Annotated in this window: 26 protein-coding genes; 21 read left to right on the top strand and 5 right to left on the bottom strand. The window is 65.4% G+C overall.

Features of this window, described 5'->3' with window-relative positions:
- Window positions 1–213: 213 nt before the first annotated feature.
- Entirely contained in the window at window positions 214–1998 is a 1785-nt protein-coding gene (locus C8J25_RS07720) for an AMP-dependent synthetase/ligase (RefSeq protein WP_107953827.1), read from the top strand.
- A 158-nt stretch (window positions 1999–2156) separates the two neighbouring features.
- Here the strand turns inward: C8J25_RS07720 and C8J25_RS07715 are convergent, their stop codons facing one another.
- Entirely contained in the window at window positions 2157–5066 is a 2910-nt protein-coding gene (locus C8J25_RS07715) for a M16 family metallopeptidase (RefSeq protein ID WP_107953825.1), read from the bottom strand.
- 148 nt (window positions 5067–5214) lie between these two features.
- Here C8J25_RS07715 and C8J25_RS07710 point away from each other — a divergent pair, with 148 nt between their 5' ends.
- The 16 genes from C8J25_RS07710 (at window position 5215) to C8J25_RS07635 (ending at window position 18303) form a co-directional block, all read left to right on the top strand.
- Window positions 5215–6090 (top strand): aspartyl/asparaginyl beta-hydroxylase domain-containing protein, encoded by an 876-nt coding sequence (locus C8J25_RS07710; RefSeq protein WP_244186882.1) that lies wholly within the window; start codon window positions 5215–5217, stop codon window positions 6088–6090.
- 98 nt (window positions 6091–6188) lie between these two features.
- On the top strand, window positions 6189–7214 hold the full coding sequence (locus C8J25_RS07705; RefSeq protein ID WP_167397684.1) for a patatin-like phospholipase family protein: 1026 nt from the start codon (window positions 6189–6191) through the stop codon (window positions 7212–7214).
- Between the two features lie 152 nt (window positions 7215–7366).
- The gene (locus tag C8J25_RS07700; protein WP_107953821.1) at window positions 7367–7939 is read left to right on the top strand and encodes a NifU family protein; all 573 of its coding nucleotides are present in this window, start codon (window positions 7367–7369) and stop codon (window positions 7937–7939) included.
- Window positions 7939–8532, top strand: coding sequence for a malonic semialdehyde reductase (locus C8J25_RS07695; protein WP_107953819.1), 594 nt, complete (start codon window positions 7939–7941; stop codon window positions 8530–8532). The genes C8J25_RS07700 and C8J25_RS07695 overlap by 1 nt, the downstream gene beginning before the upstream one ends.
- A 120-nt stretch (window positions 8533–8652) precedes the next feature.
- Window positions 8653–9270, top strand: coding sequence for a tRNA (adenosine(37)-N6)-threonylcarbamoyltransferase complex dimerization subunit type 1 TsaB (gene tsaB / locus C8J25_RS07690; protein WP_107953816.1), 618 nt, complete (start codon window positions 8653–8655; stop codon window positions 9268–9270).
- Entirely contained in the window at window positions 9270–9758 is a 489-nt protein-coding gene (locus tag C8J25_RS07685; RefSeq protein WP_107953814.1) for a GNAT family N-acetyltransferase, read from the top strand. Before tsaB ends, C8J25_RS07685 begins: the two co-directional genes overlap by 1 nt.
- A gap of 74 nt (window positions 9759–9832) precedes the next feature.
- Window positions 9833–10255, top strand: a complete 423-nt coding sequence (locus C8J25_RS07680) for a Fur family transcriptional regulator (RefSeq protein ID WP_056047123.1) — start codon at window positions 9833–9835, stop codon at window positions 10253–10255.
- A 31-nt stretch (window positions 10256–10286) separates the two neighbouring features.
- The gene (locus tag C8J25_RS07675) at window positions 10287–10973 is read left to right on the top strand and encodes a lysophospholipid acyltransferase family protein (RefSeq protein WP_244186881.1); all 687 of its coding nucleotides are present in this window, start codon (window positions 10287–10289) and stop codon (window positions 10971–10973) included.
- 292 nt (window positions 10974–11265) lie between these two features.
- Window positions 11266–12582, top strand: a complete 1317-nt coding sequence (miaB, locus tag C8J25_RS07670) for a tRNA (N6-isopentenyl adenosine(37)-C2)-methylthiotransferase MiaB (protein WP_107953812.1) — start codon at window positions 11266–11268, stop codon at window positions 12580–12582.
- Window positions 12583–12967: 385 nt separating this feature from the next.
- Entirely contained in the window at window positions 12968–13972 is a 1005-nt protein-coding gene (locus C8J25_RS07665) for a PhoH family protein (RefSeq protein ID WP_093398834.1), read from the top strand.
- Window positions 13973–14020: 48 nt separating this feature from the next.
- Window positions 14021–14278, top strand: a complete 258-nt coding sequence (locus C8J25_RS07660; RefSeq protein ID WP_107954006.1) for a type II toxin-antitoxin system VapB family antitoxin — start codon at window positions 14021–14023, stop codon at window positions 14276–14278.
- A 2-nt stretch (window positions 14279–14280) separates the two neighbouring features.
- Window positions 14281–14670: a type II toxin-antitoxin system VapC family toxin gene (locus C8J25_RS07655; RefSeq protein ID WP_244186898.1), complete on the top strand. Its 390-nt coding sequence runs from the start codon at window positions 14281–14283 to the stop codon at window positions 14668–14670.
- 9 nt (window positions 14671–14679) lie between these two features.
- Complete coding sequence (ybeY, locus tag C8J25_RS07650) at window positions 14680–15189, top strand: rRNA maturation RNase YbeY (protein WP_107953808.1); 510 nt, start codon at window positions 14680–14682, stop codon at window positions 15187–15189.
- Window positions 15190–15197: 8 nt separating this feature from the next.
- Window positions 15198–16094, top strand: coding sequence for a hemolysin family protein (locus C8J25_RS07645; RefSeq protein ID WP_107953806.1), 897 nt, complete (start codon window positions 15198–15200; stop codon window positions 16092–16094).
- A gap of 73 nt (window positions 16095–16167) precedes the next feature.
- On the top strand, window positions 16168–16761 hold the full coding sequence (locus C8J25_RS07640) for an outer membrane protein (protein WP_107953804.1): 594 nt from the start codon (window positions 16168–16170) through the stop codon (window positions 16759–16761).
- A gap of 213 nt (window positions 16762–16974) precedes the next feature.
- Window positions 16975–18303: a PQQ-dependent sugar dehydrogenase gene (locus tag C8J25_RS07635; protein ID WP_107953802.1), complete on the top strand. Its 1329-nt coding sequence runs from the start codon at window positions 16975–16977 to the stop codon at window positions 18301–18303.
- Between the two features lie 175 nt (window positions 18304–18478).
- Here C8J25_RS07635 and C8J25_RS07630 read toward each other — a convergent pair whose 3' ends face one another.
- Together C8J25_RS07630 and C8J25_RS07625 are read right to left on the bottom strand one after the other, a co-directional pair.
- Complete coding sequence (locus C8J25_RS07630) at window positions 18479–18715, bottom strand: putative signal transducing protein (protein ID WP_107953800.1); 237 nt, start codon at window positions 18713–18715, stop codon at window positions 18479–18481.
- Complete coding sequence (locus C8J25_RS07625) at window positions 18712–19272, bottom strand: pyridoxamine 5'-phosphate oxidase family protein (RefSeq protein ID WP_107953798.1); 561 nt, start codon at window positions 19270–19272, stop codon at window positions 18712–18714. The genes C8J25_RS07630 and C8J25_RS07625 overlap by 4 nt, the downstream gene beginning before the upstream one ends.
- Window positions 19273–19321: 49 nt before the next feature.
- On the opposite strand from C8J25_RS07625, the gene C8J25_RS07620 reads away from it, so the two are divergent.
- Both C8J25_RS07620 and C8J25_RS07615 read left to right on the top strand, forming a co-directional pair.
- The gene (locus C8J25_RS07620; protein ID WP_107953796.1) at window positions 19322–19567 is read left to right on the top strand and encodes a type II toxin-antitoxin system CcdA family antitoxin; all 246 of its coding nucleotides are present in this window, start codon (window positions 19322–19324) and stop codon (window positions 19565–19567) included.
- Window positions 19567–19863, top strand: coding sequence for a CcdB family protein (locus C8J25_RS07615; RefSeq protein WP_107953794.1), 297 nt, complete (start codon window positions 19567–19569; stop codon window positions 19861–19863). Before C8J25_RS07620 ends, C8J25_RS07615 begins: the two co-directional genes overlap by 1 nt.
- Before the next feature lie 6 nt (window positions 19864–19869).
- Here the strand turns inward: C8J25_RS07615 and tldD are convergent, their stop codons facing one another.
- Both tldD and C8J25_RS07605 read right to left on the bottom strand, forming a co-directional pair.
- Window positions 19870–21297: a metalloprotease TldD gene (tldD, locus tag C8J25_RS07610; protein ID WP_107953792.1), complete on the bottom strand. Its 1428-nt coding sequence runs from the start codon at window positions 21295–21297 to the stop codon at window positions 19870–19872.
- 18 nt (window positions 21298–21315) lie between these two features.
- Window positions 21316–21549, bottom strand: coding sequence for a zinc-finger domain-containing protein (locus tag C8J25_RS07605; protein WP_107953790.1), 234 nt, complete (start codon window positions 21547–21549; stop codon window positions 21316–21318).
- 280 nt (window positions 21550–21829) lie between these two features.
- On the opposite strand from C8J25_RS07605, the gene C8J25_RS07600 reads away from it, so the two are divergent.
- Together C8J25_RS07600 and nadB are read left to right on the top strand one after the other, a co-directional pair.
- Window positions 21830–22768 (top strand): ABC transporter ATP-binding protein, encoded by a 939-nt coding sequence (locus tag C8J25_RS07600; RefSeq protein WP_107953788.1) that lies wholly within the window; start codon window positions 21830–21832, stop codon window positions 22766–22768.
- Window positions 22765–24342: an L-aspartate oxidase gene (gene nadB / locus C8J25_RS07595; protein ID WP_107953786.1), complete on the top strand. Its 1578-nt coding sequence runs from the start codon at window positions 22765–22767 to the stop codon at window positions 24340–24342. The genes C8J25_RS07600 and nadB overlap by 4 nt, the downstream gene beginning before the upstream one ends.
- Window positions 24343–24433 lie beyond the last annotated feature (91 nt).

The following is a 24433-nucleotide window of genomic DNA, read 5'->3' as shown; positions in this document are numbered from 1 at the left end:
GGCGGAGGCCGGGGTCCAGTTGGGAAACCTTGCTAATTGACGTTCGCGCGTCGTTACTGCGACCTTTCCAACTGGACCCCGGCCTCCGCCGGGGGGGTGCCAAGTCCGTGGCAGCGGATGGGGTTGAGCCCCCGCCGGTTATGACGCACTAACCGACCAACGCTCAGAATCGCGTCGGACAAGGCGCAACGGCACAGCGCCCAGGGAGAGACAATGGCCCGCCAGCTCGAACGCTTCCCGAACCTCGTCACGATGTTCTTCACGCGCGCCGCCGAGAAAGGCGACGCCCCGTTCCTCTGGACGAAAACAAGCGGCACATGGGTCGCCACCAGCTGGGCCGAAGCCGCGCGCCAGGTAGCCAGCCTCGCCACCGCGCTGGCCGCGATAGGCCTGAAACGCGGCGACCGCGTCATGCTCGTCGCCGAGAACCGCCCCGAATGGTGCCTCAGCGACCTCGCGATCATGGCCGCTGGCTGCATCACGGTGCCGACCTACGTCACCAACACCGAGCGCGATCACCTCCACATCATCGAGAACGCCGGCGCCTGCGCGATCATCGTTTCGACTGCCAAGCTCGCGAAAACCCTCCTCCCCGCCGTCATCCGCTCGAACCAGGCGCAGACCGTGATCGGGTTCGAGGACATGAAGGTCCCCGCCGGGATCGACTTCCACAACTGGCACGCGCTGATCGCCGCACACCAGACCGCGCCCGAAACCGCCGCCGCCCGCGCCGACTTCGAACGCGAAGACCTCGCCTGCATCATCTACACTTCGGGCACCGGCGGTGCGCCGCGCGGGGTGATGCAGCACCACGGCGCGATCCTCCACAATTGCGCCGGCTGCGCGTCCGTCATCTCGGAAGATTTCGGCTGGGACGACGAGGTCTTCCTCTCGTTCCTCCCCTTGAGCCACGCGTACGAGCACACAGGCGGCCAGCATTTCCCGATCTCGCTCGGCGGCCAGATCTACTACGCGGAAGGCCTGGAAAAGCTCGCCGCGAACATCGAGGAAACCCGACCGACGATCATGTTCGTCGTGCCCCGCCTGTTCGAGGTCCTCCGCACGCGCATCTCGAAGACGATCGAGAAGCAGGGCGGCGCCTCGGCCTACCTCCTGCGCCAGGCGCTCAACATCGGCGGCAAGCGCTACGCCGGTCGCCTGCGCCTGATCGACCGCCCGATGCAGGCCGCCGTCGCCACGCTGTTCAAGCCCAAGATCTCGAAGAAGTTCGGCGGCCGACTTAAGGCAATGATCTCTGGCGGCGCGCCGCTCAATCCCGAGGTCGGGCTGTTCTTCGAGGCGCTCGGGCTCACCTTCCTGCAAGGCTACGGCCAGACCGAAGCCGCCCCGGTCATCTCGTGCAACCGCCCCAAGGCCGGCGTCCGCATGGACTCGGTCGGCCCCGCGCTGAACGACACCGAAGTCCGGATCGCCGAGGACGGCGAGATCCTGGTGCGCGGCGAACTCGTCATGCACGGCTATTGGCGTAACGACGCCGAGACCGCGAAGGTGCTCAAGGACGGCTGGCTCCACACCGGCGACATCGGCGAGATCGACGACCGCGGCCGCATCCGCATCACCGACCGCAAGAAAGACCTGATCATCAACGACAAGGGCGAAAACGTCGCTCCCCAGAAGGTCGAGGGCATGCTCACGCTCCAGCCCGAGATCGCGCAGGCGATGATCGCCGGCGACAAGCGCCCCTACATGGTCGCGCTGATCGTGCCCGATCCCGACTGGACACAGGAATGGTGCGCGAAGAACGGCGACGCGTGCAGCTTCACGCGGCTGGCCGAGAACAGCGAGTTCAGGACAGCGATCGGCCACGCGGTCGAGCGGGTGAACAAGGACCTGACGGTGACCGAGCGGGTGCGGCGGTTCGTGCTCGCGGATGGTCCGTTCACGATCGAGAACGAGCAGCTGACCCCCAGCCTGAAGATCCGCCGCCACGTCCTGAAACAGGCCTACGGCGAACGTCTGGACGCGCTCTACAAATAACCCTCTCCCCCACGGGGAGAGGGAGGGACCCGCACGCGCTTGCGTGTGGGAGGGTGAGGGGCGTGAGGCTCGGGACGTCTCCGCCAAAGCCCCTCACCCTTCCGTCGCCAAGCGGCTCCTCCCTCCCTCTCCCCGGTGGGGAGAGGGGACATAGAACCTTACTTCTTCGCAGGCGTCGCAGCCGGCACGACGGCCATGGTCCAGTCCTTCTCCGGTCGCAGATACTTCGCCGCGGTCGCCTGCAACTCCACCGGCGTCGTCGCCACCAAATCGCTCGCGATCCGCTGCGTTGCCGCGATCCGCCGCGGATCGAACGTCGCGCCGCCAAGCTGCTGCAACCAGAACTGGTTCCCGGTCGAGGCGCGCAAAATATACTGCCCCATCGGCTTCTTGATCCGGTCCAACTCGTCCGCCGCGATCGGCGTCGACACCAGTTCGGCCGCGATCTGACGGGCGATCTGGAAGAAGAACGACACCTTGTCCGGCGCCACCTGCCCGATCGCGACCATCCGGCCGCCGGTGTTCATGCCCACCGGCCACTGGCTCGACACGTTCGGGCTGTAGCTCGCCCCCGCCGCCTGCCGCAGCCGCTCGAACAGCCGATCGCTGAACACCTGCGCCAGCACGTCGAGACGCCGCGCCTCGACGATGTTGTCGATCCCGCCCCCCGTCGGCCATGCGATCACCGCCGCCGCCTGGTTCTCGGGCCCGGTATGCGCGCGCATCACCGGCGTCGTATTGTGCGCAGGGAAGCCGACCGGCGCGCCGACCGTCGACACCGCCGTCCGCGGCTTCATTGCCCCGAACGACTTCGCCACCGCGGCGATCGCGTCCTCGGTCTTCACGTCGCCGAAGATCGAAACCTCGATCGGCCCGGTCTTCAGGATCGGCTCCCAGAACGCGCGGAAGTCCTTCGCATTCAGCGCCTCGACGGTCGGCTTCGACGGCGTCCCCCAGCGCGGATCACCCGCGCGAAGCAGACCTTCGAGGTCCCGCGACAACACGCCATCGGGCGACGAGTCATAGCCGGCGAACCCTGCCAGCGCCGCAACCCTAGCACGTGCCACCGGTGCCGGATCCCACGCCGGGAACGCGAGCTTCGCCGCCATCAGCCGCAACTGATCGGCATAATCCGCCGGCGACGTGATCGCGCTCAGCGTGAACGCATCGTCGTCGATCCCGAAGTCGAGCCCGATCCGACGCCCCGCCGTCAACTGGTCGAGATCGCCCTGGTCGAGCTTGCCGATACCCCCTGCGACCAGTGCGAGATCGCCCGCCCATGCCGGCGTGGGCCGGTTCGACGGGATCGCGGTATAGCCGCCGCCGAACCGCACGCGCACATACACGCGCCCGGTCTCGCCCGCGTTCGGGAACAGCAGCACGCGCGTGCCGTTGGCGAAATTCACCTGCTCCATGTCGAACGCGGCGATCTTTTCGCGGCTCGCGACGACACCCGGCTTGCCGAGCGACGGTAGCTTCGAGAAGTCGACCGCCGCCTGCGCGCGCCGCTTGCCGGCAAGACCCGAAACGTCCGCCTTCAACGCCGTCGCCAGCTTGTTCGCGGCCCCGGCATCAGGCGTCTGCGTATTCACGAGCGCCCGCGTCGTTCCTTCGAAGATCGCCTTGCTCGATGCGAGTAGCGTGGCGGGCGTGAACATGCCCTTCGCCTTGGCGTCCTGCAAAATCTTGTACGACGTCTCCGGCCCCGCGACCGTCTCGCGGATGTCGAGCGCACCGACCATGTCGTCCGCCTGCTTCGACCCCGCCTCGACCTTCGCCGTCTCGACGCTGGTCCGCATGATCGTGTCGAAATCGGCGTATTCGCGGTCGACTTCGGCCTGGCTCGGCGCGTTGGTCTGCGCGTCGGCGATCACCGCGCGCACGTCCTTCAACGCCGCTTCCCAGTCGGTCCCGATCGGCACGATGTTGACGCTGGTCAGGTTCGCCGAGCGCGACACGTCGTCGATCGACACGCCCGCCTGAAGGAAACTCCCGCCAGCCCGAGCGCGCGTTTCCAGACGACGACTGATCAGCCGGGTGGCCAGCACGTCGACCAGCCGCTTCTGGTTCATGATCGCGGTGTCGTCCTTATACTCCCACGGCCGCACCACGCCGAGCGTCACCACTGCCGGAATTGCCGGCTCGGCGATCGTCGCGGAGACCGGCGCCTTCGGATTGGGCTTGCCGAAGCTGGGCGCCGGCACGAACGGCCCGATGCCCTTCCAATCCGCGAAGTTCTTGACGATCAAACGCCCGAACAGCGCCGGATCCATATCGCCCGAGATGATGACGACGGTGTTTTCCGGCCGATACCAGCGGTCGTGAAACGCCTTCACGGTCGCACCAGTGGCAGCTTCCAGCGTCTTGATGTTACCGATCGGCGAGCGATCCGCGAGGGGCTGCCCTGCGAAGAACGTCGCGCGGATCGCATCGCCGAACCGCACCTGCGGCCCCGGCTGCTCGCGCTGTTCGGCCAGCACGACCGGACGTTCGGCGGTCACGGAGGCGTCGGTGATGACCGGCTTCTCCATCATCCCCGACATGATCTTCAGGCTCTCGTCGAGGCCGGACTCGGTCGCGGACGGAAGATCGAGCTTGAACGTGGTCGAGGTCGGCGTCGTCTGAGCATTGGTATCCGAGCCGAAGGTCGCCCCGAACCGCTGCCACACCCGCTTCGCCTCGCCATCCGGCACGTATTCGGACCCACGGAACGACAGATGCTCGATGAAATGCGCGAAGCCCCGCTCGCTGTCGGTCTCGTTCAGCGACCCCGCATCGATCCGCACGCGCACCGACACCTGGCCCGGTGGCACGCCGTTCTTGCGCACCGCAAAGCGCATGCCGTTGGGCAACGTGCCGAACTTCCACTCCGGATCCCGCGTGAGATCGCTGCCCTTGTAGAGCCACGCGGTCGTATCGATTCCCGGCAGCTCGGGAAGCGTCGGCGCCTCCTTCGTGGGGGTGGATACGGCCTGCTGCGTCGCCATCTGGCCGCTCGCCGGAATGGCGAGGCCGAGGATGACGGGGAGGAGGACGGGAGCGCGGTACAAGCGCGAAAAGGACACCATGGCTCACCTGTAGCGGTCGCGGGCGTCGCTCGCCAGTGCCCTGCCTCCGCGCCGGGCGAGTGGTGCCATCATTTCGTCCAACACTGCCGGTATATCGTGTCCGAACAAGGGGATCGGCGCCGGGGCGCGCCTGGATACTAGGGTAGAAATGACGGTCGAAGCCGAACTGGGCCACGAACTGGGGCAGTGTTCATTGTGGCCGGATTCGGGCGAACCGGCAGTACGCCGCGGCGCCCGCATGCCCGATCTGAAAATCATATCCGGCGCGCCCAAACCCGGCGCGCCGATGGTGGCCGAAGCCAACCGCCCGCTGATCATCCGCGTCGGCAAGCATCTGCGTGGCGTGTTCGACCGCATGATCGCGTCGTCCTCGCTGGTCGCCAACGATCCGGTGCTCGACGTCCGCGACTTCGCCTGGACCGCAGGCCTGCGCGAGAACTGGGCCGCGATCCGCGACGAAGCCGTCCGCGTTGCGTTGCAAGGCGAAGCATCGCCCAGCCTCGCGACGATCTCGCCCGATCACCGCTCGATCGCCGAGATCGACAAGTGGCGCTCGTTCTTCCTCTATGGGTACGGCTACCCGATCGAGGAGAGCCTAGCACGCTGCCCCCACACCGCCGCCGCAGTGGCACGCATCCCCGGCCTCAACAGCGCGTTCTTCTCGATCCTGGCGCCGGGCACCCACATCCCCGAGCATCGCGGCGTGACCAAGGGCCTCATCACCTGCCACCTCGGCCTGATCGTCCCGCGCGACGGCGACGTCCGCATGCGCGTCCACGACCGCACCGTGCGTTGGGCGGAAGGCGAGACGCTCGTCTTCGACGACACCTACCAGCACGAGGTCTGGAACGACACGACCGGCACCCGCGTCGTGTTGCTGATCCAGTTCGAGCGCCCCCTGCGCAACCCCGGCAAGTGGATCGCCGACCTGTTCCTCGGCATCGTCCGCCGCTCTGCCTTCGTCCAGGACGCGGTCCGCAACATCGGCAACTGGAACGCGGCAGTGAAGCAACTCGACGTCTGAGCAATCCCACGGAAGAGGTTGCACCGATCCGGACCGATCTCCAGACGTCGTTGTGATCGTCTACTGATACGCTCAGGCTAGCAGTGGGAGAGGGCGTCGTGGACAGTGATCGTGCGAGACCGAGATACATCCTGACGATCGATGGCGGCGGGACGCGCGGGCTGATCCCCGCGCTGATCCTCGCCGAGTTGGAGCGCCGGATCGGCCGGCCGCTGCACGAGTGTTTCGATCTGATCGCCGGTACGTCGACCGGTGGGATCATCGCCGCCGGCCTCACCGCACCCAGCGAGGCGGATCCGAAACGGGCCGCCTGCACTGCGAGCGACCTCGTCGATCTGTACCGCAACGAGAGCAAGCGGATTTTCCCGCACCTCTTCGGCATACCCCTTCGCGTACCGGGCTGGCCCTATAGCGCCCGGCCGCTCGAACGGATCCTCGCGGCGCGGGTTGGCACACGCGTGACGACGCGCGATGCGCTGACGAATATCGTCATTCCGGCGTATGACCTGCTGGCGCGCAAGGCGGTGTTCATGGCCGGCGGCCCCGACTATAACCGTAAGCTCGGCATCCCCGAGCGGGTTTTCCCACTACATATCGCCGCACGCGCGACATCGGCGGCCCCGACGTTCTTCAAGCCGGCCGCGATCGACGATCCCACAAAGGTGGAGCCGGATCTGCTGATGGTCGATGGCGGCGTGTTCGCCAATGATCCGACGATCGCCGCGATCATCGAGGGACGCAAGCTCGGCTGGCATCTCGGCGACATCGAGATCCTGTCGCTGGGTACGGGCCGGTCCGATCGCCCCTATCCCTCTGCGCGGAACTGGTCGTTCCTCGGCTGGGTGAACCCGTTCCGGGGCGTGCCGATCTTCTCGATCCTGATGCAGGCCAGCTCCAGTACGATCTCCTATCAGGCCCGGCGGCTGGACATCGCCGCGTATGACCGCGCCGATTTCGCGTTGCCCTCTGGTGATGGCGGACTGGACAATTCGAGTGCTGAGTATCTCGCCGCTCTCACCACGCTGGCCCAGAACTGGATCGTCGCAAACGATGCCGTGCTTACCCGCTGGGCCGACAAGTTGCGGACCAAGCAGTCAGGTCCGCCGCTGCCGCTCGCAGCGTAAGTCCCTGACGCAATTTACACGTTTCGCATTGCCGGCCAGCCAGGGCACGGTACCGGCGCGAACGAGTTAGCCGGGATGCCCCTCACCCCCCGAAAGAAACCGTTTCCCGTTCCGCGCTTGATCCCCCGCCCCCTTCGGGCCACATGCCTCTCATGCTCATCGAAACGGAATCCACTCCCAACCCGTCGACGCTGAAGTTCCTGCCGGGACGCACCGTCATGGAAGCCGGCACGCGCGACTTCGCCACGCCTGAAGAAGCCGAGGCGAGTTCGCTCGCCGACGCGATCTTCGGGCTCGGCGACGTCACCGGCGTGTTCTTCGGCCGCGATTTCGTCTCGGTCACGGCCGCGCCCGGCACCGCCTGGTCGGACCTCAAGCCAGACGTGCTCGCGATCCTGCTCGATCATTTCTCCGCCGCGATGCCGCTGTTCAAGCCCGCGCGCGCCGGCTTCTCGGTGCCGTCGGACGAGCCCGCGCTGTCGGACGACCCCGCCGACGCCGACATCGTCGCGCAGATCCGCGAGCTGATCGACACGCGCGTCCGCCCCGCGGTGGCGAACGACGGCGGCGACATCGTCTATCGCGGTTTCGACAAGGGCAAGGTCTTCCTCCAGCTCCAGGGCGCCTGCGCCGGCTGCCCATCGTCGAGCGCGACGCTCAAGAACGGCATCGAGCAGCTGCTGAAATACTACGTCCCCGAAGTCACCGAAGTGAGGGCCGTCTGATGCGCGAGAAACTCGACGACACCGTCCTCGACGCCGTCTTCCGCGATGCCCGCAGCTACATTGGCTACACCGATCAGCCGGTCGCCGAGTCCGAGTTGCATGCGATCTGGGACCTCATGAAGTGGGGCCCGACGTCGGCCAACCAGCTCCCCGCGCGCCTGATCTGGGTGACCAGCGACGAGGCCAAGCAAAAGCTCGCCGATGCGTGCAGTGCGCAGAACCAGCCGAAGATCCTCAAGGCGCCCGTGTCGGTAATCATCGGCATGGACACCAATTTCCACGAGCATTTGCCCGAGCTGTTCCCGCACGCCGATGCGAAGTCGTGGTTCGACGGCAACGCCGAACTGCGCGAGGCCTCCGCGTTCCGCAACTCGACGTTGCAGGGTGCGTATTTCATCATCGCCGCGCGGATGCTCGGGCTCGATACCGGGCCGATGTCGGGCTTCGACGCGGGCAAGGTCGATGCGGCGTTCTTCCACGAGACGCCCGCGGTGCGGACCAATTTCATCTCGACGCTCGGCCACGGCGACCCCGCGACGATCTACGCCCGCTCGCCCCGCCCCGACTTCGCGAAATTCAACAGCATCGCTTGAGGCGGGACCTGCTCCCTCTCCCCTGCGGGGAGAGGGTCGGGGTGAGGGGCAGTTGGGGAGGACGGCGCTCGCGGCGCCCCTCACCCTGCCCTCTCCCCTGAGGGGAGAGGGTAAGAAGTAATGCGCACGTTAGTCATCGAAACATCCACCACCGCCTGCTCGGTCGCCCTGATCGAAGACGGCGCCATCATCGCCCGCGCGCACGAAGTCGTCGGCCGAGGCCATGCCGAGCGCCTGATTCCGATGATCGCCGAGCTCCCTAACGGTGGCCGAGCCGACCGCATCATCGTCGATTGCGGCCCCGGCAGCTTCACCGGCGTCCGCGTCGGGATCGCCGCCGCGCGTGGCCTCGCACTCGGTTGGAACGCGGAAATCGCAGGATTTTCCTCGCTCCCGCTGATCGCCGCCGCCGGTTTCGCCGACCGCTTAACCGACGATATTGCGGTGATCATGGAAGGCGGGCATGGCGAGGTCTTCATGCAAGCGTTCTCCGCCGATCTGTCGCCGCGATCCGACATGGTATCGCTGAAGCCCGACGCCGCGCTCGCCGCGCTGGCAGGACGGCGCGCAGTCGGCAACGGCATCCGCTGGCTCGCCGCACTCGACGACGGCTTGGACCTCACCGAAGCGCTTCCCGACGCAGCCTCCGCGATCCTGCTCCCCGCGACGCTGACCGCACTCGCGCCAAGCCCGATCTACGGCCGCGCCCCCGACGCCAAGCCCTCGGTCCCGAAATAATGGCCACCCGCCAAGTCGCAACCCGCGCGGTCACGCTCCGCACCGGCGACGCGCGCGATCTCGCAATCGTCGACGCGCTGATGACCGAGGCGTTCGACCCGAGCTACGGCGAGGCCTGGACGCGCAGCCAGTGCCTCGGCGTGCTCGCGCTGACCGGCGTCCACCTCACGATCGCGTTCGTCGACGATTTCCCCGCCGGTTTCACGATGACCCGGTCGGTCGCCGACGAAGCCGAACTGCTGCTGATCGCGGTCGCGCCAGACTATCGCCGCCGCGGCGTCGGCACTGCGCTTATCCGCGCGGCAATCGCCGATTGCTCGGTCGGTAGCATCGCCAAGCTCCATCTCGAGGTCCGCGCGGGCAACGACGCAGTCAAGATGTACGACGCGCACGGCTTCACCAAGGTCGGCGAACGCCGTGCCTACTACCGCGGCAAGACCGGCGTCGCGTATGACGCATATACATATTCGAAAGATATCAACAGCTAAGGCTTATTGCGAGTCACTATCCCTTTTCGCAACAGCGCGGAGGCCCTACATGGCACTCAACGAGGGAACGACACATGCCGCGCAAAATCGATCTGGAAGCACTCTGCAACGAGAAGGGCCTGCGCATCACCGAGCAGCGTCGCGTCATCGCGCGCGTGCTGTCCGAGGCGGACGACCATCCCGACGTCGAGAAAGTCTATGAGCGCGCGTCGCAGATCGACCCCGGCATCTCGATCGCGACGGTCTACCGCACGGTCCGGCTGTTCGAGGAAGCCGGCATCCTCGACCGCCACGATTTCGGCGACGGCCGTGCGCGTTACGAGCCTGCGCCCGAAGCGCATCACGATCATTTGATAGACGTCGAAAGCGGCAAGGTGATCGAATTCGTCGACCCCGAACTCGAGCAGTTGCAGAAGGCGATCGCGGAGAAGCTCGGCTTCCGGCTGGTCGATCACCGCATGGAACTCTACGGCGTCGCGCTCACTCGTAAGGACTGACGCGATCGGCCACATCCGCTTTGGCGCGCGGTTGGCGGCGCTGCTGGTCGCGCTGGTCCTGGCGCTGCCATGGCACGGGATGTGGCGGCTATTCGGGCGAAAGTCGCCATGGCCGCCTCGCTTTCTCGGGTTGGTCGCGCGGATCGTCGGCGCCAAGGCGCATGTCGCCGGTACCCCGCTTCGCCACGACGTGGTCTTCGTCTCGAACCATCTGAGCTGGATCGACATCCTCCTTCTGTCCGGCGCGACCGGCACCGCGTTCGTAGCAAAATCCGAACTTCGCAGCGCACCGCTGGTCGGCTGGCTCTGCACGCTCAACCACACCATCTTCGTCTCGCGTGCGGACCGCATGGCGGTGACCGCCCAGATCGCCCAGATTCGCGACACGCTCGCGGCCGATTGGCCAGTGACCCTGTTCCCCGAGGGAACGACGGGAGACGGCACCACGCTGCTACCCTTCAAGGCCGCGCTGCTAGCCGCGCTCGATCCGCCCCCGCCCGGTGTGAAGGTCCAACCGGTCCGCATCGATTACGGCGCGGCCACCGATGAACTCGCCTGGGTCGGCGACGAGCCCGGCCAACATCACGCCGCCCGCGTCCTCAAGAGCCGGGGCACATTCGTCGCGACGCTGCACTTCGCCGAACCCTTCGACCCGGCAGACTATGGCGACCGCAAAGCCATAGCCGCCGAAGCCCGCCGCCGCATGGAGGCGCTGTAACTCACAAACAAAGCTTGTTCCCCCGCGAAGGCGGGGGCCCAGACTGGACTCCCGCCTTCGCGGGAGAACAACGTAGGCACGAGTTACACCCAGAGAGGAAGGCCACCACCCCGGCGAAGGCCGGGGCCAGTTGGAAAGGTCGCTGTAACGGATGGCAGACTTTAGTCAGCAACGTCCCCCAACTGGGCCCCGGCCTCCGCCGGGGTGGCGCCCCTTTCCAGGGTTGGCGCCATGTGACAGGCAGGAGCAACGCCCCCTCCCCCCGCGCGCGGAAATTTGATATGGCGCGGCTATGTCTCCCCCCAAAACCTTCCACGTAAAATCGTTCGGCTGCCAGATGAATGTCTACGACGGCGAGCGCATGGCCGAACTGATGGCCGCCCAGGGCCTCACGCAAGCCGACGCAGTCGACGCCGACGTAGTCGTCCTGAACACCTGCCACATCCGCGAACGCGCCACCGAAAAGGTCTATTCGGACATCGGTCGCCTCCGGAAGGACCAGCGTCGCAAGTCCGGCAAGACCCCCATGATCGCCGTCGCCGGCTGCGTCGCACAGGCCGAGGGCGAGGAGATCTTCACCCGCGCGAAAGTCGACATAGTCGTAGGCCCGCAAGCCTATCACAACTTGCCCGAGCTCGTCGCGAAAGCCGCCGCCGGCACGCCCTCGCTCGACACCGATATGCCACTGCTGTCGAAGTTCGGCGCGCTCCCCTCGCGTCGGAAGGTCGCCCCCTCGGCGTTCCTCACAGTGCAGGAAGGCTGCGACAAATTCTGCACCTACTGCGTCGTCCCGTACACACGGGGCGCAGAAATCAGCCGCCCGTTCGCCGCCATCGTCGACGAGGCCAAGGCGCTGGTCGACGCCGGCGCGCGCGAGATCACGCTGCTCGGCCAGAACGTAAACGCCTGGAGCGAGAACGAGCGCGGCCTCCACGACCTGATCCGTGACCTCGACCGCATCCCTGGCCTCGCGCGCATCCGCTACACCACCAGCCACCCCAACGACATGACGCAAGGCCTGATCGACGCACACCGCGACATCGAGAGCCTGATGCCGTTCCTCCATCTCCCCGTGCAGGCCGGTAGCGACCGCGTCCTGAAGGCGATGAACCGCAGCCACACTCGCGACTCGTACCTCCGCCTGCTCGACCGCGTCCGCGCCGCCCGCCCCGACATCGCACTCTCGGGCGACTTCATCGTCGGCTTCCCGGGCGAGACCGACGCCGAGTTCGAGGACACGCTGAGCCTCGTCGACGCGGTCGGCTACGCACAGGCCTACAGCTTCAAATACAGCCCCCGCCCCGGCACCCCTGCCGCGTCGATCGTCGAGCAGGTCCCGGAATCGGTCATGGACGAACGCCTCCAGCGCCTCCAGGCCGCGCTCAACCGCGACCAGCACGCCTTCAACGCCGCCACCGTAGGCCGCACCTGCTCGGTCCTGCTCGAACGCGCGGGAAAACTCCCTGGCCAGCTGATCGGCAAGTCCCCCTGGCTGCAATCGGTCCACCTGATCGGCAACCACGCAATCGGCGACTTGGTGGAAGTCACGCTGGCGGCGGCCGGCCCGAACTCCCTCACCGGGATCGAACGGATCGCAGAAGCAGCCTGAGCCCCCTCCTAATCCTCCCCCGCCAGGGGGAGGTGGCAGGCACTTGCCTGACGGAGGGGGAGGCAAGCGCCGACGCCTGATCCGTGTCCTCCCCCTCCGTCACCTGCGGCGACACCTCCCCCTTGCAGGGGAGGATCGCAACGGCGTCCCCAAGGCGTCAGAACGATACGCGGGGCTCGCGAAACCACCCCCCGCGATTTTGCTGTCCTACACCCCGATCGCCTGTCACACTCACACCCGATGCAGCTTCGCCCACGCGACTCGAACCATCTCTCGGCCAGCGCCCCGGCGCGGCTTGAACGCGTCGCTTGGCGTGCTCATCTTCCTTTCAAAGGTTACGGTTCGACGCTTCTAGGCGTAACCTTTGACACCCTGAAAGGACCGTATGAGCCGTAAACCCGTTCCCGCCCAGTCCGGTGACCGCGCCCGAGTCGAGCTGCTGTTCGACAAACCCCAATTGCTCGTCCGGCTGTTCGGCCAGTACGATCAGAATCTGGTAGCGCTCGAAAATCGCCTCGGCGTCTACATCACCGCGCGAGGGAACAAGATCGGCCTGGAGGGCACCGCCGAACAGGTCGCGAAAGCCCGTGACGTGCTCCACGATCTCTACGCCCGCATCCAGCGCGGCGAAGACGTCGACGCCGGCCTCGTCGACGCATCGATCGCAATGGCGGACGAACCCGTGCTCGAAGGCATCATCCGCGCCGATGCCGGCGGTGGCGCCGCGCCCCCGATCATGATCCGGACGCGGAAGAAGACGATCGTCCCGCGCACGCCGGCACAGGCGCACTACATGCGCGAGCTCGCCAACAACGACATGATCTTCGCGCTCGGGCCGGCAGGCACGGGCAAGACCTATGTCGCGGTCGCGCAGGCGGTGCAGCAGCTCATCAACGGCAGCGTCCAGCGTCTCATCCTGTCACGCCCCGCGGTCGAAGCAGGCGAACGCCTCGGCTTCCTCCCCGGCGACATGAAGGAGAAGGTCGATCCGTACCTCCGCCCGCTTTACGACGCGCTCTACGACTGCCTCCCCGCCGAGCAGGTCGAACGCCGCATCGCTAGCGGCGAGATCGAGGTCGCCCCGATCGCCTTCATGCGCGGCCGCACGCTTGCGGATGCCTTCGTCATCCTCGACGAAGCGCAGAACACCACGCCTGCTCAGATGAAGATGTTCCTCACCCGCTTCGGCCAGAATAGCCGCATGGTGATCTGTGGCGATCCGAAGCAGGTCGACATCCCCGGTGGCGTCGCGGCGTCCGGCCTGGCGGATGCAGTCCGCCGCCTCGAAGGCGTCGAAAGCATCTCAATGTGCCGCTTCACCGTCGGCGACGTCGTCCGCCACCCGATCGTCGGCCGCGTCGTCGAGGCGTACGAAGGAACCGATGGTTGATGCTCGGGATATCCCGGAGTATATCCGGGATATCCCAGGAGGATGACGATGGCGTCTCTCTACATCAAGGACAACGAAACCGCCGAGCTCGCGGCTGAGCTTGCGGCGCGTCTGGGCGTCACCAAGACGGAGGTCGTTCGTGATTTGCTGCGCCGCCAGAAGGCAGAATTGACACCGTCGGTTTCGGTGCCGAGCATGCGCGAACGCCTGGACGCATGGCGCAAGGCTCACCCCCTAGGTGAGCCGACTGGCCTGAAAGCCGATAAGGCGTTTTTCGACGAATTATGGGGCGAGGAACCGGATTGACCGTGTTCGTCGATGCATCCGCGCTTGTAGCGATTATTACAGGTGAACCGGAGCGCGATGCTTTCATCACCCGTGTCGAACATGACGGAAATGCCCTGTGGTCGGCGATGTCATGCTGGGAGACGGTGTCCGCTCTTCGCAGCTCCTATCGGTTCGATATCGATGTGGCTCGCAGTGAAGTGGAAAACACCGCTCAGGTGTTGGCTCTTCGCATTATCGCAATTGGAGAGAGCGAATTATCTACGGCCCTCGACGCCTATCAAATCTACGGCAAGGGCCGCCACCCCGCGAAGCTCAACATGGGCGATTGCTTCGCGTACGCCTGCGCGAAAACCCATGGCGCGGAACTTCTCTACAAGGGTAATGATTTTGCCCTGACCGATCTCGCCTGAAGGACCTGCATGCTCGAAATCGCGCTCTCTTCCGACGCCCCCTGGCCTGAGCAGGACTGGGACGCGCTTGCCTTGCGCGCAGCAACGGCAGCGATTCAGCGGACACCGCATGGTGAACTGCTGACCAGCGCCGCGACGGTCGAGATCTCGATCCGGCTCGCGTCGGACGACGAGGTCCACACGCTCAACCAGCAGTATCGCCAGAAGGACAAGCCAACCAACGTCCTGTCCTTCCCGATGGTCCAGCCCGACCTGCTCGCCACGGTCAGCCAGAATTCGGACGACGGCGAAGTCCTGCTCGGCGATATCATCCTCGCGCACGGCGTCTGCGTCGCGGAAGCCGCCGAGCGCGGTATCTCGGTCGAGGATCATGCGATGCATCTGATGGTGCACGGCACGCTGCATCTGCTAGGTTACGACCACATAGACGACGATGAGGCCGAGGGCATGGAGCAGATCGAACGCGACGCGCTCGCCGCCTTGGGCCTCCACGACCCCTATCTGATAACAGAGGACTGACGACCACGATGGCCGATGGCCCCAATGCCGGTAACGGCGATAGTAGCGACAGTATCTGGCGCGGGCTCAAGGGCCTGATCTTCGGTGCTCAAGACGAATCCCTTCGCGACCAGCTCGAGGATGCGATCGACCGGCACGAGGGAGATCCCGCCCCCGATGCGAAGGGCGATCTCACCCCGCTCGAGCGCCAGATGGTCCGCAACCTGCTCCACTTCAGCGAACGTGATGCCGGCGACGTCGGCGTGCCCCGTGCGGACATCATCGCGGTCGAGGAGGACACGCCGTTCGCCGATCTCGTCAAGCTGTTCGCCGAAGCGGGCCATAGCCGCCTGCCGGTGTACCGCGACAACCTCGATACGATCATCGGCATGGTCCACATCAAGGACGTCTTCAACATCCTGGCCACAGGCGCCGAGCATCCGACCTCGATCGCCGGGCTGATCCGCGAGCCGCTCTACGCGCCGATGTCGCGCGGCGCGCTCGATCTGCTCGCCGACATGCGGCAGAAGCACGTCCATCTGACGATCGTGCTAGACGAATATTCGGGCACGGAGGGCCTCGTCACGTTCGAGGACCTGATCGAGGAGATCGTCGGCGAGGTCGAGGACGAGCATGACGAAGCGCCCCAAGTGCTGATGACGCCGATTGAGGGGGGGGCATGGGATGCCGACGCGCGCGCAGAATTGGAGGACGCCGCCGAGTTGATCGATCCGCGGCTGGCGGAAGTCGACGGCGATATCGACACGCTCGGCGGTCTGGCCGCGCTGCTCGCAGGGCACGTCCCGCAGATCGGCGAATGCGTCGATCATCCAAGTGGCTGGAAGCTCGAGATTATCGACGCCGACGAACGCCGTATCAATCGCCTGCGACTCCATCCGCCGAAGGTCGAATTGATCGAAGACTGATCAATCTCCTCGATCTGCAAAACCCCGTTCATTTCGATACGGCAATGATCGTCACTCTGTAGGGAGATTGACGATGCGGTACGCAATGGGTGTGGCGATGATGACGATCGCGAATGGGGTTGCGGCACAGACTGTCGACCGTCCGTTCACTGGTCCGTCGATCGGGGTCGAAGCGGGGCTGCTTGAGCATCATTTTGCGCTCGAGTTCGAAGAATATGAGAACGATACGGTCGTCTCCCGATACGACCGCTATTATCGTGCCAATGGCTTGGGAGGTGGCGTATTCGCCGGCTACGATATCGCCGCCTCGCGTAATTGGCGACTGGGCGTCGAGATTGCGGGGACCGCTGGTGGCCGCGACAACAGGGCGACGTTCGAGGGCCTCGTCTACGACCAGAAGCCGAAGTTCGGCGTCCGGGGCACCGTACGCGCCGGTTACGTTCTGACGCCGCGACTGATGGCATATGGCTCGGTCGGCTATGGCGGTAACAAATACCGCATTCGCGACCAGATCGGGATCGGCAAAGAGTTCGCGTGGGGAAGCAGCTTCGTCGTAGGCGGTGGTGCGGAGTATCGGATCGATCGCCGCTACGGGCTGCGTATGGACGTCAAGCATGTCGACAACCAGACCTGGCAGGCGTTCGTGGGCGTGCCGATCCGGTTCTGACCTCCACAAGCTGACGTGGTCGGCAATAGTCGTAGCTGAGCATTGCCGACGTGATCTATTGACGGGCGTGCGTTGGCGGAGATGCATACGCCCATGATGCGAACGAGACGTCGCGGGTGCATTTATGAAGGTCTCGAATAACGTGATCAACGCCGGCCTTTTCCCGTGCGGGGGAGGATTGCCCCGGCCCCCTCGTCCCCCTAATCTCCTCCCATGCGCAAACACATTCTCATTGTCCTAGGGCTGATCCTGCTGGTGATCGCCGCGGGCGTCACCTATCTCGCCTGGCCCGACACGGCGGAATTATCGGTCGACCAGGTCGCCGGCAAACTGCCCAAGATCACCGATCCCCGCATTCAGACGATCCCGACCGTCAAGGTTGCCAAGGTCGTCGGCTGGCAGAACGGCGCGATGCCGACGCCTGCCGCCGGACTGAAGGTCCAGCCGTTCGCGACCGGGCTCGATCACCCACGCTGGATGTACCGCCTGCCCAATGGCGACGTGCTGGTGGCCGAGACGAACTCGCCGCCACGCGAAGGCGGCGGGATCACCGGCTGGGTGATGAAGGTTCTGATGGGGCGTGCGGGTGCAGGCGTCCCCTCGGCAAATCGCATCACGCTGCTTCGTGACGCGAACGGCGACGGCGTGGCAGAGACCAAGTTGGTGTTCATGACCGGTCTCAACTCGCCGTTCGGCATGACGCTGCTCGATGGCCAGCTCTACATCGGTAACACCGACGCGCTCGTCCGCGTGCCGTACACTGATGGCGCGACCAAGATCACCGCCAAGCCCGAGCTCGTCATCAAGCTCAACCCGGGCGGCAATCACTGGGCGCGCAACGTCATTGCCGCGGCGGACGGCAAGACGCTCTACGTCGGCGTCGGCTCGTCGTCGAACATCGCCGAGAACGGCATGGACGCCGAGAAATACCGCGCCAACATCCTGCAGGTCTGGCCCAAGGACAAGAACTGGCGGATCTACGCCGCCGGCCTGCGCAACCCCAACGGCATGGCGATCAATCCCAAGTCGGGCGGGCTGTGGACCGTCGTCAACGAGCGCGACATGCTCGGCTCCGACCTCGCGCCCGATTATTTAACGCAGGTCGAGTTCGGCGATCATTTCGGCTGGCCCTGGTATTACTGGGGCGGCTATCCCGACAGCCGCGTCGAGCCGAAGAACCCCGCGCTACAGCAATACGCCAAGCGCCCCGACTACGCGCTCGGACCGCACGTCGCCGCACTTGGCCTGACCTTCTCCGCGGACGCGAAACTAGGCGCGAAATTCGCCAACGGCGCCTTCGTAGGCGAACACGGCTCGTGGAACCGCAAGCCGGTGTCAGGCTACAAGGTCGTCTACGTGCCCTTCGGCGATACCGGCTTCCCCGCGGCGAACGCGAAGCCGGTCGACGTGCTCGGCGGGTTCCTGAACAAGGACGGCGACGCGCAGGGTCGGCCAGTCGGCGTCATCACCGACAAGACCGGCGGCCTGCTGGTCGCGGACGACGTCGGCAACGCGATCTGGCGGGTCACCGCCGGGCGCTGATCTCGGCGGAGGGCGGACCACGATTCCGCCCTTTATCCGCTCGGTAGTTGGGGCACACGATCTTCTGCACGTCATCCCCGCGAAGGCGGGGATCCAGATCCCCAACGGGTATCGCGTAAATCCTGAGGTTTGCCAGTATGGATTCCCGCCTGCGCGGGAATGACGATTGTTGGGTTTAGGCAGGCGGCTTTCTATCAGCACCTGACGTACCCGCTAACCCCGCCAAAATTTCCTGAGCCTCGTCGAGATCATCCTCGTCGACCATGACCCGGACCGGGATCAGCAACCAACTCCCCTCCATGATCGACATCCCACCATCGAACGCGATCGCGGGAATGCCCTCGCTCTCCAGCCGCCCGACGATGATATGCGCCTCGTTGCGGCCGTACCGCCCGAGTTCGATTAAGCTCATACGCCGACGCGGTCCGGCAGGACGGTGCCGAGCCGAACCGGCAACCCGTCGATGCTCTCGGTCGGTCCCGCCAGTTCATCGATCCGCTGGGCCTCGGTCTGCTTCGTGTGATACTTGGACAGCGTTTGCCGTTCGCGCTCCAACGTCATGAACGGCACGCCCCAGCCGCAACTCGTCTGCACCTCATCGATGGCGATCACGAAAATCTGCCGCGTGCCCGGCAACGGCGTGAACTGCGCATAGAGTTCGGCCCAGCTTTCGTCCTGCGGCAACACCGCGCGCCCTTTGCCATAAATGCGGAAGATCAACGCGGGCTGGTCGAACGCGCAGAACATGATCGTGATGCGACCATCCGCGCCCAGATGCGCGTTCGTCTCGTTCCCCGACCCGCCGACGTCGAGATACGCGACCGTCTTCGCGTCGAGCACACGGAAACTGTCCATCCCCTTGGGACTGAGGTTGATCCGAGCGCCCTCCGCCGCGGTCGCGACGAAGAACACCGGTTGCCGCATCACGAACGCGCGATGATCGTCGGTCAATGCAGGAAAGAAGTCCATCGGTCGGCTCCGAATTGACGCGCTCCATAGACGCGCATACTCTGTGCGCATGAGACATGATCCTATTGCCACGGGCAAGCGCAAATCGGTGAACCTGTCGCTCGATACCGGTATCGTCGCGGCTGCACGCGAGGCCGGAATCAACCTCTCACAAGTCAGCGAAGTCGCAATCCGCGCGGCGGCGAAACGCGTACAGGAAGAAAAATGGCGCGAGGAGCATCGCGACTGGATCACGGCAAACAACGCCTGGGTCGAAGAGAATGGCCTACCGCTCGATCGATATCGACTGGCCTGATGGCGCGGTTCGACGTCTACCCCGCACCCGAAGGGGGGTATTGGCTCGACTGCCAATCCAATTTGCTGTCGGACCTGAACAGTCGTTTCATTGTACCGCTCAGGCTATACGCCGATATACCAGGGGGCGATCGACGGCTAAACCCGGTCTTCGCAATTCACGGCATCGAATACGTCATGCAGACGCATCTCGCAGCCGCGATCTCCGTGAAATTGTTGTCCGAGCCAATCGTCTCGCTGGTCGAGCACGAATACCGCATTGGCAGCGCGATCGACATACTAACGGGCAGCTACTGAAGCACCTTAAGCCGCCGTCCCCCCGACCGTAAGCCCATCGACCAGCAACGTCGGCTGCCCGACGCCAGCCGGCACCGACTGCCCGCCCTTGCCGCAAATCCCGATACCCTCGTCGAGCGCAAAGTCGTTGCCGATACCGCGGACCTTGGTCAGCGAACTCGGACCATCGCCGATCAACGTCGCGCCCTTGATCGGCGCGCCGAGCTTGCCGTCCTCGATCAGATACGCCTCGGTGCAGCTGAACACGAATTTTCCGGACACAATGTCGACCTGCCCGCCGCCGAACGCCTTGGCGAAAATGCCCTTCTTTACCCGGCTCAGAAGCTCGGCAGGATCGTCGTTGCCCGCCTTCATGAAGGTGTTCGTCATCCGCGGCATCGGTGCGTGGGCATAACTTTCGCGGCGGCCGTTACCGGTGGCCTCCACGCCCATCAGCCGCGCGTTGAGCCGGTCCTGCATATACCCCTTGAGGATGCCGTCCTCGATCAGCACCGTCTCACGCGTCGGCGTGCCCTCGTCGTCGATCGTCAGCGACCCGCGGCGATCCTGAAGCGAGCCGTCGTCGACCACCGTCACGCCCTCGGCCGCGACACGCTCGCCGATCCGTCCCGAGAACGCCGACGTGCCCTTGCGGTTGAAGTCGCCTTCGAGCCCGTGACCGATCGCCTCGTGCAGCAGGATGCCGGGCCAGCCGTTGCCGAGCAGCACCGTCATCTCGCCCGCGGGGGCGGCGATAGAATCGAGGTTGACCCGCGCTTGCGACAACGCCTCGTCGATCGCGCGGTTGTAAGTCTCGGGCTCGAACAGGTCGTTGTAGAGATAGCGGCCACCGATCCCGTAGCTCCCCGTCTCACGACGACCATTCTGCTCGGCGACGATCGACACGTTCAGGCGAACCAACGGCCGGACATCGGTCGCAACGAAGCCGTCCGCGCGGACGATCTCAACGACGGACCACGTTCCCGACAGGCTGACAGATACCTGCGCGACGCGAGGATCACGTGCACGCGCGACGGCGTCGATTGTCTGGCACAGGTTCACCTTGTCGGCGAACGGCACGAGGTCGAGCGGATCGGCGGCGGTGTAGCGGCGCTGGTTGGTGCCCTGCGGCGGGCCGGCCTTCGCGGCGACGCCCGGTTCGATCAGCGCCATCGTCTCGGCGGCACGACGGATCGCGGCGGGGGTCATCTCGTTCGAATGCGCGAACGCGGTCATCTCGCCCGACACCGCGCGCAGGCCGAACCCCGAGCTGGTATCGTAGGATGCGGTCTTCAGCCGACCATCGTCGAACCCGAACGCCTCGGCCTTGCGGTACTGGAGATACAGCTCGCCGTCATCGGCCTTGCCGAGCGCCTTGGCGGTCAGTGCCTGCGCCTGTTCGGGGTCCAGGGTATCGCGGTAGAGAAACGAACGGGGGTCTGCTGCTATCGTCATCCGATAGATATAAGAGGCTTAGCGCCCTGCGCCATCCCCGTGATCGCGCAAAGTCGACTGGTCCGCGCCATCGGAGGCGCCGCCGACGAGAATGAAGCGGCGGTCGCAATAGCCGCAATCGACGTATCCCGTCTCGTCGATCTGCAACCAAACGCGCGGATGGCCGAGCGCTGCGCCGCCGGGAATGTCGGTGGCGCCGTCGCAGGCGACGCGGGCGTGGGTGACACGGGTGGTTTCGAGCGGCGGATGCATGAGGTGGCGATAGCAAGCGCGCGCGGGCCGGGCAATTGGTTCTTCCACCCGCGTCCGTTGCCCTGCAACAGAAGATGTGTTCACGCGAAGGCGCAAAGGCGCGAAGATGTTGCGCTTGTCGCACGGCGACTTTTCAATCGCCTATGGCAGCGCAGTTCGTTTTGTCTGCCGACCGATCGTCTGCGCGCCGCATCCCTCGCGCCTTTGCGCCTTCGCGTGAACACATCTTCTTGCAGCATCAGGGGATGACCCGCCTTGCGGCCGCCGCTATGCCGCAGCCATGACCGAAGCCGCGATCGCCATCAAAAACCTCAGCAAGACCTACGCGCCCGTCGGCACCGCGCCGCCCAAGCGTGCGCTCGACGACGTGACGTTCGACGTGCCCCGCGGCCAGATTTTCGGGCTGCTGGGCCCCAACGGTGCGGGGAAGTCGACGCTGATCAACATCCTCGCCGGCCTCGTCAACAAGACCGACGGCGGCGCCGCGATCTGGGGCTTCGACATCGACGAGCACCCGCGCAACGCCAAGGCGTCGATCGGCATCGTCAACCAAGAGATCCTGTTCGATCCGTTCTTCTCGCCATTCGAGACGCTGGAGATTCAGGCCGGCCTCTACGGCGTCCCCAAGGCAAAGCGCCGCACGATGGAACTGCTCCGCGCGGTCCATCTCGAGGACAAGGCGCACGCTTACGCCCGCACGCTGTCCGGCGGAATGAAGCGCCGCCTGATGGTGGCGAAGGCGATGGTCCACTCGCCCCCCGTCCTCGTCCTCGACGAGCCCACTGCGGGCGTCGACATCGAACTCCGTCAGCAGCTCTGGACCTATGTCCGCAGCCTCAACCAGGCCGGCGTGACGGTGGTGCTCACCACGCACTATCTCGAGGAAGCCGAAGAACTCTGCGATCGGATCGCGATCATCAACAACGGCCGCCTGATCGCGAACGAACCGACGCGCGAGCTGGTCGGCAAGGCGCAGGAGAAGATCGTCGCCGTCACCGTCGATCGCGACGTGACCGACATCCCCGCCAACGCCTGCTTCCAGAAGATCGCGCTCAAGGGCACGCGCACCCTCGAAATCACGTACAAGAAGGACCGCGTGAACGCCGGTGAAGTCCTCGCCGCGATCCAAAGCAGCGGCTTCGGCATCGTCGACGTCTCGACCAAGGAACCCGATCTCGAGGACGTCTTCCTCAGCCTGACCCGCGCCGCCAACGCATGACGAGCGACATCCTGATCGTCGGCTCGGGCGCCGCAGGTCTTACCGCGGCGCTCAATCTTGCCGACCGCTTCAAGGTCACGGTACTCGCAAAGGGCGCGCTCAACGAAGGCTCGACCGCCTGGGCGCAGGGCGGGATCGCCGCGGTGCTCGAACCCGGCGACACGTTCGAGAATCATGTCGAGGATACGATGGTCGCCGGCGCCGGCCTTAACGACCGCGCGATCGTCGAAATGGTCGTCGAAGGCGCCCCCGCCGCAATCGAACGCCTGACGCATCTCGGCGTCCCGTTCGAGACCGAAGGCAACGCGCTCCACCTCACCCGCGAGGGCGGCCACAGCCATCGCCGCATCGTCCACGTCGCCGACGCGACCGGCTGGGCGGTGCAGGAGGCGTTGCAGAAGGCCGCCGAAGCACACCCGAACGTCACGCTGGTGCCCGATCAGATCGCGATCGACCTCGCCACCGGCCGTCACGAGGAACGTTATTCGGGCTCGGGCAACGTCTGGGGCGTCTACGCGGTCGACCGCAAGACCGAGCGCGTAGCCCTCTACACCGCGCGGGCGACGATCCTCGCGACCGGCGGCGCGGGCCGCACCTACCTGTTTTCGACCGCCCCCCGCGGTGCGACCGGCGACGGCATCGCGATGGCGTGGCGCGCGGGCGCCCGCGTCTCGAACATGGAAATGATGCAATTTCACCCGACCTGCCTCTACAATCTGGAGGTCAAGAACTTCCTGATCACGGAAGCGGTCCGCGGCGAAGGCGGGCGGTTGATCAATCCGTCGACCGGCAAGCGTTTCATGACCTATTACGACCCTGCGCGGATGGAACTTGCCCCCCGCGATATCGTCGCGCGTGCGATCGACGCTGAGATCAAGCGCTACGGACTCGACTACGTCCATCTCGACATCAGCCACATGCCGGCCGAGTTCATCCGGCATCACTTCCCCAACATCCACGAGAAGCTGCTCGGCCTCGGCATCGACATGACGACGCAGCCGATCCCGGTCGTCCCCGCGCAGCACTATACGTGCGGCGGCATCGTCATCGACGAACATGGCAAGACCGATCTTCCGGGCCTGTATGCGGCAGGCGAGTGCACCGAGTCCGGCCTGCACGGCGCCAACCGCCTGGCGTCCAATTCGCTGCTCGAATGCTTCGTGTTCGGCGAAGCGGCGGCCGACAGCATCGCCGCGGCTTGGGACGATCTCCTCCCGCCCCCGCCGATCCGGCCCTGGGACGAGAGCCGCGTAACGGACTCGGACGAAGAGGTCGTGATCAAGCAGACCTGGACTGAAATTCGCCGCTTCATGTGGAATTACGTCGGCATCGTCCGCACCACCAAGCGGCTCGAACGCGCCAAGCACCGCATCGAACTGCTCAACGACGAGGTCGCGGAATATTACCAGCATTTCCGCGTCACGCCCGACCTGATCGAGTTGCGCAACCTGCTCCAGACCGCCGAATTGATCGTGCGATCCGCGCTGCATCGGCATGAAAGCCGCGGGCTGCACTTCACGCTCGATTACCCGGAGACGCTGCCGGAGGCGGTCGATACGGTTCTCGTTCCATAGGATGACGGCGGCTCGGCGCATCGTCGGCGCGCTTCGTCGCAGCGACGTGCCGCCGCAGTTTCGCGTGGCCGATCAACGGATAAGGGTCGAT

Source organism: Sphingomonas faeni, assembly GCF_003053745.1.
Lineage (GTDB): Bacteria > Pseudomonadota > Alphaproteobacteria > Sphingomonadales > Sphingomonadaceae > Sphingomonas > Sphingomonas faeni.
The sequence above is the reverse complement of the archived record's forward strand: the minus strand, read 5'-3'. Positions and strand labels throughout refer to the sequence as shown.